The following is a 15,649-nucleotide window of genomic DNA, read 5'->3' on the forward strand; positions in this document are numbered from 1 at the left end:
GTAAACTCGGGGCCGGTTTTTACAGGCGGCTCCGTATGATAAGGGGTACGGAGATGGATCAAAATCGAATGCCATTATTTGAAGCGCTATGCCGCTATCAACATAAAAATCCCGTTTCGTTCCACGTGCCGGGGCATAAAAACGGCTTGTTGATTGAGCCGTTGTTAAAAGAAAGCGCGTCTTTTTTACAATATGATGCAACAGAATTGTCCGGGCTGGATGATTTGCACCATGCTGAAGGAGCCATTCAAGAAGCACAGGATTTGCTGGCTGCTTATTACGGCAGTGAAAAGAGCTATTTTCTCGTAAACGGAAGCACCGTTGGCAACCTCGCCATGATCCTTTCTGTATGCCGGCCGGGGGATCGTGTGCTTGTGGACCGGAACTGCCATCAATCGGTTTTGCATGCCCTCAGGCTTGCCAGGGCAAATCCGGTTTTTGTTTTTCCTGAAATCGATAAGGAACGCCAAATGCCGGCAGGATTTTCAGAAAGATTATTTGTACAGGCGTTCAGGAAATACCGGGACGTGAAAGCGTGTATTTTGACTTATCCGACTTATTATGGCATCACCTACGATTTGCGGGCTGTGGCTGACATCGCACATCAAAACGGCGCTTATGTGTTGGTGGATGAAGCCCATGGTGCGCATTTTCAGATTGGCTCCCCGTTTCCGGAGACGGCGCTTCACCAGGGGGCAGATGCCGCTGTCCAGTCTGCCCATAAGATGCTGCCGGCTATGACAATGGGGTCTTTTTTACATATCCGTGCGCCGCATTTTCCGTTTGAAAGACTTGGATTCTATTTATCGGCACTGCAATCGAGCAGCCCGTCGTATCCCATTATGATGTCGCTCGATTACGCAAGGTGGTATGCCGCCAATTTCAGCCGTGAAGATATCTGCTATACCCTGACACAAAGGGAGCAATTTTCCGCGCGGCTCAGCAAGATGTTAAAATGGGAGAAAAAGGAGGGGCAGGATCCGCTGAAATTGCTGGCGACATTTCCCGGCCTCTCCGGGTTCAAACTTCAGTCCGTGCTTGAAGGTGCCGGTGTGTACACAGAAATGGCGGATTTACAACGGGTTGTCTTTGTGCTGCCGCTTTTAAAAAACGGTATGCCTTTTCCGTATGAGGATGCTGCCGGGCGGATCGAAGCAGCACTGTCCGGAGTATCTCCACAAGCCGAGAATGAATCCCTGCTGAAACGGGTGGAGCAAAAACAGGCGTCCGGATATAGCCGGATGGAAACAGCAGGCTTGGACGTCCTGCATGGGTTAACGGAACTCCACCTTGCTTATGATGAAATGGAAGAAAAAGAGGTAGAATGGGTATCATTTGCAGAAGCGAAGGGGCGGATTGCGGCAAAAATGGTTACGCCGTATCCGCCCGGTGTGCCGCTTCTTGTGCCGGGTGAACAGGTTAGAGACGCCCATATTTACCAAATCCAACAACTGCGCGCTTGCGGGGCAAGGTTTCACGCGGATGCTCCGTTTTTTGAAAACAGGCTGGCAGTTTATAAATAGAGAGGGAGAGAACATGAAAGGAATTTTTATTACAGCAGAAGGACCTGAGGGTGCGGGGAAAACGACCATTACCGGGATGATTGCCGCACACTTAAAGGAAAACGGCTATCCCGTTGTGTTGACGCGGGAACCCGGGGGCATTAAAATTGCCGAGCAGATTCGGCACATCATTTTGAACCCGGAAAATACGGAAATGGATGCGCGGACGGAAGCTTTGCTGTATGCGGCAAGCCGTCGCCAGCATCTAGCAGAGAAGGTCTTGCCGGCACTAGAACAGGGGCGCATTGTCCTGTGTGACCGGTTTATTGACAGTTCGCTCGCGTACCAGGGCTATGCGCGAGGAATCGGGATAGAGGAAGTATACCGGATCAATCAGTTTGCAACGGGCGGGCTGCTGCCGGATTTGACGCTCTATTTTGATGTAGAAGCAGAGACAGGCCTCAGCCGGATTGCCAAAAATCACAACCGTGAAGTAAACCGCCTTGATCTGGAAGCCATCGACTTCCATAGAAAGGTAAGAGAAGGGTTCCAAATATTGTTAAAACGGTTTCCGGAGAGAATACATGCCATTGATGCCAATAAAGAGGTAGAATATATATATCATACCGCTTTGCAAAAAGTGCTGGACGCCATTTTCCGACATTACGGGAAAAATTTCCTCGGATAAAAGGAAATTCACATACAGGAGCAGAATTTCATATATAACGGTAAATGGAAGATGATATAATGAGGGATAAATATACGGTTGAAAATTCAGGAGGGGAAAAAATGAAACTGATCGTCGCAGTCGTACAGGACCAGGACAGCAACCGGTTGATGAAAGCCATGGTTGATCATAATTTTCGTGTGACAAAACTTGCATCAACAGGCGGGTTTTTAAAATCAGGCAATACGACTTTTCTGATTGGGACGGAAGAAATTCGTGTCAATAAAGCGCTGCAGGTCATTAAGGAAAATTGCAAATCGAGGGAACAGTTTATTACCCCGGTTTCACCGATGGGCGGAAATGCCGACAGCTACATCCCGTATCCGGTCGAAATCGAAGTGGGGGGCGCGACAGTATTTGTCCTGCCAGTAGATGAATTTCACCAGTTTTAACGGGGGAATAAGGGATTGAAAATACAACAGGATTTGCGTATTGGTTTGGACAAAACGGCCCGCGAAGCAAAAAGCATGGTAACGGGCACAACAAATTTTGCCGAAATGATGGACACAAGCAGGGAAAAGCTGCAAATGAATGAATTTCACCAGCTATTGTCGCAAATTGACGAAGCCGGCAGCCGACTTGCCCGTTCGCGCAATCTTAAAGATTTGTCCAAATTCAAGTCGCTTGTAAAACAATTTGTGAAGCAAACTGTCGAATACGGGATGAAAAATAAACAGTCACAAAGCTTCGACCGGTTCGGGGAAAGCCGCAAATTGAATATAGTGGAAACCATAGACAAAAAACTGGCGGATCTTACCGACGCCTGTCTCAGAAAAGAGCAGCCCGCTCTCGATATACTGGGGAAAATCGGCGAGGTAAAAGGTTTGCTGATTAATTTATATACTTAAGAGAGTGGAAGAAGCCATGACATGGGAAGCATTTGAAAGTATTCAGCCTGTTGCAGCAACTTTGCTGAAACACAGCATCAGGCGCAGCCGGATGGCGCATGCTTATTTATTTGAAGGCGGACGCGGCACAGGGAAAAAAGAAGCTGCACAGCTACTGGCGAAAACATTATTTTGCCTGCAGCCTGTGGATGATTTTTTCCCATGCGAAAGCTGTTCGAATTGCTTAAGAATCAGCCACGGCACCCATCCTGACGTTCATCTGGTTGAACCGGACGGCCTTTCGATCAAGAAGGAGCAGATTAAAGCGTTGCAGCAGGAGTTTTCCAAACGGGCAGTGGAGTCGAAACGGAAACTGTATATGATTGTAGACGCTGAAAAAATGTCAACAGGCGCCGCCAACAGCCTGCTGAAGTTTCTGGAAGAGCCGAATCCTGGTACGACGGCTGTGCTGATGACAACCCAGCTGCACCGGATCCTGCCGACCATTTTATCCCGCTGCCAGGTTGTTTCATTCAAGCCGGTCCCACCCGCCATACTGAAAAAACAGCTGATTGAAAACGGGGTCAGCCCCGATTTGGCCCCGCTTCTTTCCCATATGACAAGCCACTTGGAAGAAGCGCTTGATTTAAGCAAAGATGAGTGGTTTGCACAAGCCCGAAAAATCGTGTTAAAATTGTATACAACCCTTTCAAAATCACCTTCCCACGCAATGGTTTTTTTGCAGGAAGCGTGGTTTGGGCATTTTAAAGAAAAAAATCAACTGGATCTCGGGTTGGATCTGTTGATATGGATTTATAAAGATCTTCTTTCCATCCATCTGGGAAAACAGGAAGATGTCGTTTATCCCGATCAGCTAAACCGTCTTTCTGCAGATATTCTTTCCTGCTCCCCGCGTTCTCTGGCTGAAAAACTGGCAGCCATTCTTGATGCAAAAAAGAAATTGGGTGCCAATGTCAATCAACAGCTGCTCATGGAACAGCTTGTTTTAAATTTGCAGGGGGGAACGGCCTTTGTTTAACGTAGTAGGAATCCGGTTTAAAAAAGCCGGCAAAGTATATTATTTCGACCCAGGCGATTTTCCCGTTAAAAAAAATGATGCCGTCATCGTCGAAACTGCGCGCGGCATTGAGTATGGCTTTGTTGTGACAAATCCCAAAGTTGTCGGGGAACATGATGTCGTGTTGCCGCTGAAAAAAATCATCCGGATTGCCGACCAGAAAGATCATATGACAGTGGATGAAAATAAAGCGGCAGCAAAAGAAGCATATGGGATTTGCATGAAAAAAATTGCGGAACACCAGCTTGAGATGAAGCTGGTGGATGTGGAGTATACATTTGACCGGAATAAGATTATTTTTTATTTTACCGCTGACGGGCGTGTCGATTTCCGGGAGCTCGTAAAAGATTTGGCGTCCATTTTCCGGACAAGGATCGAACTCCGCCAAATCGGGGTGCGGGATGAAGCCAAAATGCTTGGCGGCATCGGTCCTTGCGGCAGGATGCTGTGCTGTTCCACGTTTTTGGGTGATTTTGAGCCGGTATCGATCAAAATGGCAAAAGACCAGAATTTGTCATTAAATCCGGCGAAAATTTCTGGGCTTTGCGGACGTCTCATGTGCTGCCTGAAATATGAGAATGATGAATATGAAGCGGTAAAAGAAGCGTTTCCGGATGTCGGGGAAATGGTGAAAACGCCTTACGGAACCGGAAAAGTGACCGGCCTGAACATTTTGGAACGCGTTTTGCAAATTGAATTACAAAGCCAGGGGCGTACGATTGAGTATACGATGGAAGAATTTTTAAGTGCGGATGTTGTGTCAATTCAATCCACGGATTAATGAGGTGGAGAACTGATGGATAGGAAAGAATTATTTGAGGCGATACAGCAAATGGAAGTGCAGATCGGGGCGCTCCAGGAAAAGTTGGGGGAACTGAAACGGGATTTGACGGAAGTCATTGAAGAAAACAGCATTTTGAAAATTCAGAATGACTATTTCAGGCGCCAGTTGCAGCCCGAATCCGGCGGGGAAGGCACAGATTCGCATGAGGAACCGGCCGAGATTGTCCGGAAAATCAAGGAAAAGGGCGTGCCGCAGACGCTTCTTGATATCGGCGAAGGGTACGACAATCTGGCCCGCCTTTATCAGGAAGGCTTCCATATTTGCAATGTCCATTTCGGCAGCCCACGCAACGGGGAAGATTGCCTGTTCTGCCTTTCCTTTTTGAACAAGAAGTAACGAACGGTCCAAGATGAAAAGCCTTCCTTTTACCGGGAAGGCTGTTTTATGCAGCCGTTGTTTTTGGAGGCTACAGGGTATGGTGACATTATCAGGAGACGAACGATTGGATTATTTGCTTGCGGAAAATTTAAGGATTGTGCAAAGCCCGTCCGTGTTTGCTTTTTCATTGGATGCGGTGCTTCTGGCAAAGTTTGCATGGCTGCCGATCCAAAAAGGGAAAGTGCTTGATTTGTGCACGGGGAACGGGGTAATCCCGCTTTTATTAAGCAACCGTACGAAAGCGGAGATTACCGGGGTCGAAATTCAGGAACGCCTCTCGGATATGGCAAAAAGAAGCGTCGCTTATAACGGGCTTGAGGACAGGATCCGGATCATTCACGGCGATTTGAAGGAGATGCCGGATGTGCTCGGCTGCAGCAAATTTGACGTGGTAACGTGCAATCCGCCTTATTTTCCTTCGCAGACGAAGAATATTCAAAATGAAAATGAGCATTTTGCGATTGCCCGCCATGAAATTTTTTGTACATTGGAAGATGTCGTAAAAGTCAGCAGCAGGATGCTCAAGCAGGGCGGCAAAGCGGCGTTTGTGCACCGCCCGGGACGTCTGGTCGACTTGATTACGTTGATGAAAAAACACCGTCTCGAACCAAAACGGCTCCGGTTTGTTTATCCGAAAGCAGGCAAAGAAGCGAATACGATTCTGGTGGAAGGCATAAAAGACGGAAAACCGGATTTAAAGATTCTCCCACCGTTGTTCGTGTACGGGCAGGATGGCGAATATACGGAAGAAGTGAAAGAATTGCTGTATGGAAACAAAAACTAAATCATATTTTTACGTGCTTCTATGCTGTGACGGCAGTTTTTACGGCGGGTATACCGTTGATTTAAAACGGCGCTTCCGCGAACACAGCGAGGGCCGGGGCGCCAAGTATACGCGAACGCGGACACCGGTCAAGCTTTTGTATTTTCAGGAATATGCGACAAAAAGCGAGGCCATGAAAGCGGAATATGCTTTTAAAAAGCTTTCACGCCGGGAAAAAGAGCGATTTTTGGAGAAGGCAGGTGTCGACCTTGCACAGGCAGCAAAGTTTCCAGGATGAAAAAAATAAAGGGATTCTCTATTTGGTCCCGACCCCGATTGGCAATCTGGAAGATATGACATTCCGGGCGGTGCGCATTTTAAAAGAAGCCGATTTGATTGCTGCTGAAGATACGCGAAACAGCAAAAAGTTGTGCAGCTACTTCGATATTCACACGCCGTTTGTAAGTCATCACGAACATAATAAAGAAGCGAGCACACGCGATTTAATCATGAGGCTTACGCGCGGCGAAAAGATTGCCCTTGTAAGCGACGCAGGCATGCCGTGCATTTCGGATCCGGGTTATGAGCTTGCCACTGCCTGCATTCGCGAAGGGATCCCTGTTGTGCCGCTTCCAGGCGCAAACGCGGCACTTACGGCGTTAATTGCTTCTGGGATTGCACCGCAGCCGTTTACGTTTTACGGTTTTCTGCCACGGGAAAAGCAGGAAAAGCGGGCGGCACTGGAACGGCTCGCAAAAATTCCGTCCACTTTCATTTTGTATGAAGCACCGCACCGGCTGAAACATACGCTGCAAATGATGGCGGAGGTGCTGGGTGAGCGACAAATTTCCATCAGCCGTGAGCTGACGAAAAAATTTGAGGAATTTTTGCGGGGGACGATTCAAGAAGCGGTGGAATGGGTCGAAAACAATGAAGTGCGCGGCGAGTTCTGCCTGGTTGTGGAAGGTAGCCCTGAAACAGGGGAAGAAGACGACGATTTCTGGTGGACGGCGCTATCCGTTAAGGAGCATGTGGAAGCCTATATGCAGCAAAAACAGCTGCCGGCAAAAGAAGCGATCAAGCTTGCGGCAAAAGACCGGAAACTGCCAAAAAGGGAAGTCTACCAAATCTATCACGAACTGTGAATTAAAAACCTAGGGAGGATATTTGGCAACAAAGATCTGTCCAAGGCTTAAAAAAACCCCGCGTTTCAGCGGGGTTCCGGTTCCGGCTCAGGTTTGGATGCGAATGGATCTGCTTCGTCTTTTGCCTGTTCATTTTCTTCAGCCGGTTGATCTTCCAAATGAAAATTTTCTTTAATTTCTTGCATCAGCAATTCTGCGCCTTCACGGCTTAAAACAATTTTTCCGCCTGCCAGCTGGAGATTGTCATCCGAGACTTCCCCGGTAACGAGACAGGTCATATTGGGCTTGTACTTTTTCAAAATGATCTTGTCATCATCGACATAAATCTCCAATGCATCTTTTTCAGCAATGCCAAGATTTCTCCGCAATTCAATTGGAATGACAACACGGCCGAGCTCGTCGACTTTCCGTACAATGCCTGTTGATTTCATTAACGCTTTCCTCCCTTAAAGTAAATGTGAACCTGTACAAAACCCTGATACCAAACCCGGTTGCACAAATGCTGACCTTCTATATCTATCGAAAACTGGCGAATACCCCTGAATCTTCAAAAACTATACAACCTATCTAATTGTATTATAGAAGATAAATTGGAATAAAAAAACAAATTTGTTTAAAATATTTTTCGACAAGGATAAAAGTCACGGCCCTTGCACCGGTTAAACCGGCGGAATGCCGTCTATAATGGATAATGTGCTGTACCGGGCGCCATAAAGATGCAATGCATCCTGTTGATGCGGTATACTGAATATATGGGCCTTTTTTTCAAAAATCCACGTTTTTGCTTATTTTCACGAAAAGTTTTATACTTATTGTTTAGAAGTTCTAAGCAGCGCGCGAAATGTGCAAAAGAAATGTCTAATGTTATCGAAAGGTGGAGGCTGGTTTGGAAGAGAAACGGAAAACTTTTTATATCACAACGCCGATCTATTATCCGAGCGGAAATTTACATATCGGCCATGCCTATACAACCGTTGCAGGCGATGCGATGGCCCGTTATAAAAGGCTGCGCGGGTTTGACGTCATGTTCCTGACCGGCACGGATGAGCACGGCCAGAAAATCCAACGCAAAGCAAAGGAAAAAGACGTGACACCGCAGCAATATGTCGACGAAATTGTCGCCGGCATCCAGGATCTATGGAAAAAACTCGAAATATCCAATGATGATTTTATTCGCACGACCCAGGACCGCCACAAAAAGGCAGTGGAAAAGATTTTCAAGAAGCTGCTTGACCAGGGCGATATTTATTTGGGAGAGTACGAAGGCTGGTACTGTACGCCTTGTGAATCCTTCTTCACGGAACGCCAGCTTGTGGACGGCAAATGCCCGGACTGCGGCAGACCAGTAGAAAAAGTAAAAGAGGAATCGTACTTTTTCAAAATGGGGAAATATGTCGACCGGCTTTTGCAATACTATGAGGAAAATCCGGATTTCATTCAACCGGAAAGCCGGAAAAATGAAATGATCAATAACTTCATCAAACCGGGGCTTGAGGATCTTGCTGTATCGCGGACAACGTTTGACTGGGGGATAAAAGTGCCCGGGGATCCGAAACATGTCATCTATGTCTGGATTGATGCCCTGACTAACTATATTACAGCACTCGGTTACGGTAGTGATGACGATTCGAACTACCGGAAATACTGGCCGGCTGACGTCCATCTTGTTGGCAAGGAAATCGTTCGTTTCCATACGATTTACTGGCCGATTATGCTGATGGCGCTTGGCCTTCCGCTGCCGAAAAAAGTATTTGCACACGGCTGGCTCCTTATGAAAGACGGAAAAATGTCGAAATCAAAAGGGAATGTCATTGACCCGGTTACTTTGATTGACCGGTACGGGCTCGACGCACTCCGCTATTACTTGCTGCGTGAAGTGCCGTTTGGGGCGGATGGCATTTTTACGCCGGAAGGGTTTGTGGAACGGATCAATTTTGACCTCGCCAATGATCTGGGCAATCTGCTGAACCGTACGATTGCGATGATGAACCAGTATTTTGACGGTGTCATTCCAACGTTTGCCGGTTCGCACAATCCGTATTCCATCCAGCTTGTGACCGCATATAAAGAGGCTGTGAAAAAATACGAAGATGCGATGGAAAACATGCAGTTCTCGGTTGCACTCGCTTCTTTATGGGAATTTGTCAGCCGTACAAACAAATATATTGATGAAACAACTCCGTGGACATTGGCAAAAGATGAAACCAAACGGGCGGATCTTGCCGAAGTGATGGTCCATTTGGCGGAGTCGCTGCGCCATATCGCCATCCTTTTACAGCCGTTTTTGACATCAACGCCAAAGAAAATTTTTGACCAGCTGAACATTACGGATGAGAGCTTGCATACATGGGAAAGCCTGTCCTTATTCGGCAGCATTCCGGAAGGCACAAAGGTTGTGAAAAAAGGCAAGCCGATTTTCCCGCGTCTCGATATGGAAAAAGAAATTCAGTTTATCAAATCGCAAATGCAAGGTGCGGCTCCGAAAAAAGAAGAAACGAAAGAAGAAAAAGCGAAAGCGGAAGACACAAAAGCCGGGATCACGATCGATGATTTCGCAAAAGTGGAATTACGTGTCGCAAAAGTAACCGCTTGTGAGCCGGTAAAAAAAGCCGACAAACTGTTGAAACTGCAGCTTGACCTTGGAGATGAACAGCGCCAGGTTGTTTCCGGCATTGCGGAATATTACAAACCGGAAGAACTGGTCGGGCGCAGAGTCATTGTCGTGGCCAATCTGAAACCTGTCAAATTGCGCGGTGAATGGTCACAAGGCATGATTCTCGCAGGCGAAAAAGACGGCATATTGTCATTGGCAACCATTGATGAAAGCCTGCCGCTCGGCGCGATTGTCAAATAAAGGGACCAGATGAGATGAAAAACATAGAGATGTTTCACGTGGAACAAATTTCGACGGATCTCTCTATGTTTTTCTTTTACTTTTCAGGAAAAATAGATGTTTTTCCCGATCATATGTGAAAACAAACGTGAAGAATTTGAGGTGAAAAAGATGTTATTTGATACCCATGTGCATATCAATGATGAAGCGTTCAAAGACGATTTAGAAGCCACCATCGCGCGAGCACGGGAAGCCGGTGTGGAAAAGATGACGGTCGTCGGGTTTGACAGGCCGACCATCCAAAAAGCGATGGCGCTGATTGACCAATACCCGTTTCTGTATGCAGCGATCGGCTGGCACCCGGTTGATGCGATTGACATGAAAGATGAAGACCTGGACTGGATTGAATCTCTTGCCCATCATCCGAAAGTGGTGGCGATCGGCGAAATCGGGCTGGACTATCATTGGGATAAATCGCCGAAAGAGGTACAGCAGGAAGTGTTCAGGCGGCAAATCCGGCTCGCCAAAAAGCTTGATTTGCCCATTATTATCCATAACCGGGAAGCGACAGAAGACTGTGTGCAAATTTTAAAAGAGGAAAATGCACAGGAAGCAGGCGGCATTATGCACTGTTTCAGCGGCAGCCCGGAAACGGCGAAAGAATGCATCAAAATGAATTTCTACATTTCACTTGGCGGCCCGGTGACGTTTAAAAATGCAAAAAAACCGAAAGAAGTAGCTGCCGAGGTCCCGCTTGAAAAGCTTTTGGTTGAGACGGACTGCCCTTATCTTGCCCCGCATCCGTACCGCGGGAAACGCAATGAGCCGGCATATGTGAAACTGGTCGCTGAGCAGATTGCGGAAATTAAAGGCATTCCTTTTGAAAAAGTTGCCGAACAGACGATGTTAAATGCAGAAAAATTGTTTAGAATAAAAGATCATGCATAGAAAGCGAGTTTTATCCGCATGGCAAAATTAAAAGAGGTTATTGTCGTGGAAGGCAAAGACGACACAGCGGCCATTAAGCGGGCGCTCGATGCCGACACGATTGAAACAAACGGGTCGGCCATTTCGGAAAGTACGATTGAAAAAATCCGCCTTGCCCAGGAAAAAAGGGGCGCCATCATTTTCACCGATCCTGATTTTCCCGGCGAAAAAATCCGCAAAACGATCGCGGAAAAAGTGCCCGGCTGCAAACACGCATTTTTGGCCAAACAGGAGGCACGGGCGCCCGAGGACCGGGGAATCGGGGTTGAACATGCCCACCCTGCGGCGATCCGGCAAGCGCTACGGGAGGCGCATCAAATGGAGGAAGCCGTGCCGGAAGTCATCACAAGGGATGATTTAATGGCTGCCGGTCTGATTGCCGGCCCGCTGGCGAAACAAAGAAGGGCAAGAATCGGGGAACTTTTAAAAATCGGATACACGAACGGCAAGCAGCTCCATAAGCGGCTGATGGTGTTCCAAATCGATAAAGAAACGTTCCGGGATGCTCTGATGAAAGTGTTACAGGAGGAATCAACTTGCAAAAAGACATTGCCACCCCCATCCGGACAAAAGCGATTTTAAACCGGTACGGATTTTCGTTTAAAAAAAGCCTGGGCCAAAATTTTTTAATTGACCCGAACATTCTGCGGAATATTACGGATACGGCGGATTTAACGGAAGAGTCCGGCGTTGTTGAAATCGGTCCCGGCATTGGTGCGCTCACGGAACATCTCGCCCGCCGCAGCAAAAAAGTCGTGGCCTTTGAAATCGACAAAAGGCTTGCCCCGATCCTGAAAGATACGCTGGCGCCGTACCCGAATGTAAACGTGATCTATGAAGACGTGTTAAAGGCCGATGTTGGAAAAGTGCTGGAAACGGAATTTGCCGGCATAAACGATATCATGGTTGTCGCCAATCTGCCGTATTACGTGACGACCCCGATCATATTAAAATTTGTCACCGGCCTGTATCCGATCCGCGGCATGGTCGTGATGCTGCAAAAAGAAGTGGCCGACCGGATTTCGGCGGTTCCCGGCACGAAAAACTACGGCACGCTTTCCATTGCCATCCAGTATTATATGACGGCGGAAGTGGCGATGATTGTGCCGAAAACGGTTTTTATGCCGCAGCCGAATGTGGATTCCGCCGTGGTAAAGCTTGTGAAAAGGGACAAACCGAAAGTCGAGGTTAAAGATGAAGCGTTCTTTTTTCAGGTGGCAAAAGCTTCCTTTGCCCAGCGGCGGAAAACCTTGATCAATAATTTGACTGCTGGCCTTCCCGGCGGAAAAGACAAGAAAGAGACACTCCTTTCCGTACTCGAGCAGCTTAAAATTGAACCGTCAAGAAGGGGGGAAACGCTCAGCCTCGAGGAATTTGCCGCATTAAGCAATGCCTTGTTTCCCATTTTTCACACATCATCCTAAATGTCGCATCAGCCGGGGGAGCGCTTCCCCCGGCTTTTTCACCATTTCCGAAGGCAGTGCATATATAGTGTTATGCAGGCGAGAGATGGATACAAATGGAGTTGACGGCAATGGAAGCAAGGCTCAACGCAATTGTTGGAAGGAAGTCTTACAATTGTGATATTTTATTCCGGGTCATTGATATACAGGAGCAGAACGGGCGGAAAGTGGCTGTTTTGTACGGGGAGGACGTCCGGCTGATCGCGGATGCCCCGTTTGAAGACCTAGTCACCCTTGGCCCTGCGGAAAGATCGAAAATTACGCAGGCGTTTCGTTCTTTGGAAGAACAGTCATTTGAACTGTTTAAACAGGACATCGAACTGATGAAGGAAAAACGCGAGTACGAGGCCACCCACGGCTATAAAGAGGAACTGAGTTATTTCCAGCTACCGGGAAGAGTTTTGCATTTGGACGGCGATCCTCATTATTTAAAAAAATGCATGAACTTGTATGAAAAAATCGGCGTGACAGTTTACGGCGTCCATTGTTACGAAAAAGAAATGCCGGTTCGCATCCATGCGCTGCTTGACCAATACCGGCCGAATATTCTGGTGATTACCGGCCATGATGCCTATTCCAAATCAAAGGGGAAAAAAGCAGATTTAAATGCATACCGCCATTCAAAATCTTTTGTCAGAACCGTGATGGAAGCAAGGAAAAAGGTGCCGAATTTGGATCAGCTCGTCATTTTTGCAGGCGCATGCCAGTCCCATTTTGAATCGCTCATCCAGGCCGGCGCCAATTTTGCCAGTTCTCCGCTCCGGGTGAATATTCATGCGCTTGATCCGGTCTATATTGTGGCCAAGATCTGTTATACCTCGTTTATGGAACAAGTGAATGTTTGGGATGTGCTCCGCAATACACTGACAGGGCAAAAAGGACTGGGAGGCGTGGAAACAAAGGGCGTGCTGCGGACCGGGATGCCGTATAAGCCAATGGATGAGGACTGACGGGGTCCCATCCCGGTTCCTTAAAAATGGGCCGGGCTGCAGAATTTTACATAATTCGATTGCATTTGGCATATCCTATTGATAAGAATATGGGCCTGGATCAGTGGTACATTTCCCCAAGGCAGCCCCATACACTGAACATGCAAACCTTCACCTTGGAAAAACGGCAGGGAAGCAATGAAAAATGGTTGACAGACCGGCTTGATCACTGATAAAATATATGTTTTATTTGACCGGAAGCGCAAGCTGTGTTATAATTGAGACTAGTGAGGTGGAGCGAAATGCCAAAAACGTTAACAGACATTAAAAGATCCTTGGATTCAAACTTGGGAAAAAGATTAATGTTAAGAGCCAATGGTGGCAGGAGAAAGACGATTGAACGTTCCGGTGTTTTGGCAGAAACTTACCCAGCGGTTTTTGTCATCGAATTAGACCAGGAGGAAAATGCTTTTGAACGTGTTTCCTACAGCTATGCAGATGTCCTGACAGAAACAGTACAGCTTGTTTTTATGGATAAACAACAAGAGGTTTGATGAGCGGCAGCAGACATATGTTTGCTGTTTTCTATTTTATAGGCGGTAGCGGGAATGATCCTGCTGCTGCTTTTTTCATATTCTAACCTTGTTTCGTACATACTACAAAGAGGCGCATGCAGGGATATAACAACCAAATGAAAGGGAAGGCGGGGATTTTTTTGCCTTTCCCGTCAAAGGGGGAAATTTATCTAATGGGCCGAAGAAGAGGGATTATGTCTGAACGTTTTAAAGAAGAACTGGCGAAAGACCTCGGCTTTTATGATGTCGTCCAAGAAGAAGGTTGGGGCGGCATCAAAGCCCGGGATGCCGGGAATATGGTAAAGCGTGCCATTGAACTGGCTGAAGAGCACCTTGCTTCGGAAAAACAATCGGGCAACTCCTGACAATCTTTGCGACTGCTGCATGGCGCCGGGCCGGGGAATTTCCCCGGCTTTTTGCATATTCGAATGTTCGTCCTTTGAACAAGTTGGCGGCTTTACCACAATTTCCACAGCTTTTGCATATTTTGGATGATGCATGAGGCAATATTTCGATTTTTATTGTTCTACGAAATTTGCGTTTTGATGTAAATATTTGCTGGGCGTTATGTTAGAATAAGAAAAATGAAGCAGGAAATACGGCTGGATTGGATGTTGGAAGTAGGTGAAGGATTTGAAGTTGTTGGTCAAGGCACCGGCAAAAATTAATTTATCGCTCGATGTGCTTGGCAAACGGGAGGATGGCTATCATGAGGTGGAAATGGTCATGACAACCATTGACCTTGCAGATCATATCGAGCTCTCGGAGCGGCACGATCAGGAGATTAAAATTGTGTCGCAAAACCGGTTTGTGCCGGATGATGAGAGAAATTTGGCGTACCAGGCTGCAAGGCTTCTGAAAACGCGGTGCGGCGTCAGGCAGGGGGTCGAGATTGCGATTGACAAAGTCATTCCAGTGGCTGCCGGGCTGGCGGGGGGCAGCAGTGATGCGGCAGCTACTCTCCGCGGCCTGAATACGCTCTGGAATCTCGGCCTTTCCTTAGATGAACTTGCAACACTCGGCGCCGAAATCGGGTCGGATGTCTCGTTTTGCGTATACGGCGGCACTGCGCTCGCAAAAGGAAGGGGAGAAAATATTACAAAGCTGCCAGCACCGCCAAACTGCTGGGTCATTTTGGCGAAACCGTCCATCGGCGTGTCGACAGCAGAAATTTACCGCCAACTGGACTTAAATGAAGTGGTGCATCCAGATATTCCCGGCATGATCGCTGCCCTCTATACCCGTGATTATGCCGGCATATGCAAGCATGCGGGAAATGTGCTGGAAAGTGTCACATTAAAGGTGTACCCGCAAGTGGCGCAAATCAAAAAACAGATGCAGCGTTTCGGAGCGGATCTCGTTTTAATGAGCGGAAGCGGCCCGACAGTATTCGGGCTTGTGCGGCACGATTCGCGGCTGCAGCGGATTTATAACGGCCTCCGGGGATTTTGCGGCCAGGTATTTGCTGTCAGAATGATTGGAGAACGCGAACAATTTTAAATATAAAATAGTGATTGTACGGATTTTTGTTTTCAAAAAGAAAAAAATGCGGTATATTAATGTTATTGAATCCGTGTTTCCGGAGCCGCCGTGCGATT

At 47.4% G+C, this 15,649-nt stretch carries 18 protein-coding genes and 1 pseudogene; 18 read left to right on the top strand and 1 reads right to left on the bottom strand.

Annotation, left to right across the window (positions count from 1 at the left end):
• Positions 1–53 precede the first annotated feature (53 nt).
• The 10 genes from NST70_RS00080 (at position 54) to rsmI (ending at position 7,264) form a co-directional block, all read left to right on the top strand.
• Positions 54–1,523 carry an aminotransferase class I/II-fold pyridoxal phosphate-dependent enzyme gene (locus tag NST70_RS00080; protein WP_017550884.1) on the top strand — a complete coding sequence of 490 codons (1,470 nt, stop codon included), beginning with the start codon at positions 54–56 and terminating at the stop codon, positions 1,521–1,523.
• Positions 1,524–1,536: 13 nt separating this feature from the next.
• A complete protein-coding gene (tmk, locus tag NST70_RS00085) occupies positions 1,537–2,190 on the top strand; it encodes a dTMP kinase (RefSeq protein ID WP_035190701.1) in 654 nt (217 codons plus the stop codon).
• A gap of 101 nt (positions 2,191–2,291) precedes the next feature.
• On the top strand, positions 2,292–2,621 hold the full coding sequence (locus NST70_RS00090) for a cyclic-di-AMP receptor (RefSeq protein WP_013857978.1): 330 nt from the start codon (positions 2,292–2,294) through the stop codon (positions 2,619–2,621).
• A 15-nt stretch (positions 2,622–2,636) separates the two neighbouring features.
• Positions 2,637–3,077: a YaaR family protein gene (locus tag NST70_RS00095; RefSeq protein ID WP_014096592.1), complete on the top strand. Its 441-nt coding sequence runs from the start codon at positions 2,637–2,639 to the stop codon at positions 3,075–3,077.
• Between the two features lie 16 nt (positions 3,078–3,093).
• Complete coding sequence (holB, locus tag NST70_RS00100; protein ID WP_014096591.1) at positions 3,094–4,095, top strand: DNA polymerase III subunit delta'; 1,002 nt, start codon at positions 3,094–3,096, stop codon at positions 4,093–4,095.
• Positions 4,088–4,915, top strand: coding sequence for a stage 0 sporulation family protein (locus NST70_RS00105; protein ID WP_013857981.1), 828 nt, complete (start codon positions 4,088–4,090; stop codon positions 4,913–4,915). Before holB ends, NST70_RS00105 begins: the two co-directional genes overlap by 8 nt.
• 15 nt (positions 4,916–4,930) lie before the next feature.
• Positions 4,931–5,314 (top strand): DNA replication initiation control protein YabA, encoded by a 384-nt coding sequence (gene yabA / locus NST70_RS00110; protein ID WP_014096590.1) that lies wholly within the window; start codon positions 4,931–4,933, stop codon positions 5,312–5,314.
• Positions 5,315–5,393: 79 nt separating this feature from the next.
• Complete coding sequence (locus tag NST70_RS00115) at positions 5,394–6,140, top strand: tRNA1(Val) (adenine(37)-N6)-methyltransferase (RefSeq protein WP_017550882.1); 747 nt, start codon at positions 5,394–5,396, stop codon at positions 6,138–6,140.
• Positions 6,124–6,417 (top strand): GIY-YIG nuclease family protein, encoded by a 294-nt coding sequence (locus NST70_RS00120; RefSeq protein ID WP_014096588.1) that lies wholly within the window; start codon positions 6,124–6,126, stop codon positions 6,415–6,417. The genes NST70_RS00115 and NST70_RS00120 overlap by 17 nt, the downstream gene beginning before the upstream one ends.
• The gene (gene rsmI, locus NST70_RS00125) at positions 6,380–7,264 is read left to right on the top strand and encodes a 16S rRNA (cytidine(1402)-2'-O)-methyltransferase (RefSeq protein WP_017550881.1); all 885 of its coding nucleotides are present in this window, start codon (positions 6,380–6,382) and stop codon (positions 7,262–7,264) included. The genes NST70_RS00120 and rsmI overlap by 38 nt, the downstream gene beginning before the upstream one ends.
• A 170-nt stretch (positions 7,265–7,434) precedes the next feature.
• Here rsmI and NST70_RS00130 read toward each other — a convergent pair.
• Positions 7,435–7,695: pseudogene (locus NST70_RS00130) on the bottom strand (AbrB/MazE/SpoVT family DNA-binding domain-containing protein); the annotation flags it as partial.
• Positions 7,696–8,150: 455 nt separating this feature from the next.
• On the opposite strand from NST70_RS00130, the gene metG reads away from it, so the two are divergent.
• The 8 genes from metG (at position 8,151) to ispE (ending at position 15,551) form a co-directional block, all read left to right on the top strand.
• The gene (gene metG, locus NST70_RS00135; RefSeq protein WP_260832189.1) at positions 8,151–10,118 is read left to right on the top strand and encodes a methionine--tRNA ligase; all 1,968 of its coding nucleotides are present in this window, start codon (positions 8,151–8,153) and stop codon (positions 10,116–10,118) included.
• 150 nt (positions 10,119–10,268) lie between these two features.
• Positions 10,269–11,045, top strand: a complete 777-nt coding sequence (locus tag NST70_RS00140; protein ID WP_179234116.1) for a TatD family hydrolase — start codon at positions 10,269–10,271, stop codon at positions 11,043–11,045.
• 18 nt (positions 11,046–11,063) lie between these two features.
• Complete coding sequence (gene rnmV, locus NST70_RS00145; RefSeq protein ID WP_014096583.1) at positions 11,064–11,666, top strand: ribonuclease M5; 603 nt, start codon at positions 11,064–11,066, stop codon at positions 11,664–11,666.
• The gene (gene rsmA, locus NST70_RS00150) at positions 11,621–12,508 is read left to right on the top strand and encodes a 16S rRNA (adenine(1518)-N(6)/adenine(1519)-N(6))-dimethyltransferase RsmA (protein WP_014096582.1); all 888 of its coding nucleotides are present in this window, start codon (positions 11,621–11,623) and stop codon (positions 12,506–12,508) included. Before rnmV ends, rsmA begins: the two co-directional genes overlap by 46 nt.
• Positions 12,509–12,618: 110 nt before the next feature.
• The gene (yabG, locus tag NST70_RS00155) at positions 12,619–13,497 is read left to right on the top strand and encodes a sporulation peptidase YabG (RefSeq protein WP_014096581.1); all 879 of its coding nucleotides are present in this window, start codon (positions 12,619–12,621) and stop codon (positions 13,495–13,497) included.
• Between the two features lie 281 nt (positions 13,498–13,778).
• Complete coding sequence (locus NST70_RS00160) at positions 13,779–14,030, top strand: Veg family protein (protein ID WP_013857992.1); 252 nt, start codon at positions 13,779–13,781, stop codon at positions 14,028–14,030.
• A 194-nt stretch (positions 14,031–14,224) separates the two neighbouring features.
• Entirely contained in the window at positions 14,225–14,416 is a 192-nt protein-coding gene (locus NST70_RS00165; protein ID WP_026104557.1) for a small, acid-soluble spore protein, alpha/beta type, read from the top strand.
• A gap of 268 nt (positions 14,417–14,684) precedes the next feature.
• Entirely contained in the window at positions 14,685–15,551 is an 867-nt protein-coding gene (gene ispE / locus NST70_RS00170; RefSeq protein ID WP_035190721.1) for a 4-(cytidine 5'-diphospho)-2-C-methyl-D-erythritol kinase, read from the top strand.
• Positions 15,552–15,649: the final 98 nt, after the last annotated feature.

It is taken from the genome of Weizmannia sp. FSL K6-0777 (genome assembly GCF_038593185.1).
Lineage (GTDB): Bacteria > Bacillota > Bacilli > Bacillales > Bacillaceae_C > Weizmannia > Weizmannia faecalis.

Bases quoted from the DNA above. Each gene is read 5' to 3' on its own strand.
- NST70_RS00090 (WP_013857978.1), top strand. From the start codon at position 2,292: ATGAAACTGATCGTCGCAGTCGTACAGGACCAGGACAGCAACCGGTTG.
- NST70_RS00160 (WP_013857992.1), top strand. From the start codon at position 13,779: ATGCCAAAAACGTTAACAGACATTAAAAGATCCTTGGATTCAAACTTG.
- rnmV (WP_014096583.1), top strand. From the start codon at position 11,064: ATGGCAAAATTAAAAGAGGTTATTGTCGTGGAAGGCAAAGACGACACA.
- tmk (WP_035190701.1), top strand. From the start codon at position 1,537: ATGAAAGGAATTTTTATTACAGCAGAAGGACCTGAGGGTGCGGGGAAA.
- NST70_RS00165 (WP_026104557.1), top strand. From the start codon at position 14,225: ATGGGCCGAAGAAGAGGGATTATGTCTGAACGTTTTAAAGAAGAACTG.
- NST70_RS00140 (WP_179234116.1), top strand. From the start codon at position 10,269: ATGTTATTTGATACCCATGTGCATATCAATGATGAAGCGTTCAAAGAC.
- NST70_RS00115 (WP_017550882.1), top strand. From the start codon at position 5,394: ATGGTGACATTATCAGGAGACGAACGATTGGATTATTTGCTTGCGGAA.
- NST70_RS00120 (WP_014096588.1), top strand. From the start codon at position 6,124: ATGGAAACAAAAACTAAATCATATTTTTACGTGCTTCTATGCTGTGAC.
- holB (WP_014096591.1), top strand. From the start codon at position 3,094: ATGACATGGGAAGCATTTGAAAGTATTCAGCCTGTTGCAGCAACTTTG.
- yabG (WP_014096581.1), top strand. From the start codon at position 12,619: ATGGAAGCAAGGCTCAACGCAATTGTTGGAAGGAAGTCTTACAATTGT.
- NST70_RS00080 (WP_017550884.1), top strand. From the start codon at position 54: ATGGATCAAAATCGAATGCCATTATTTGAAGCGCTATGCCGCTATCAA.
- yabA (WP_014096590.1), top strand. From the start codon at position 4,931: ATGGATAGGAAAGAATTATTTGAGGCGATACAGCAAATGGAAGTGCAG.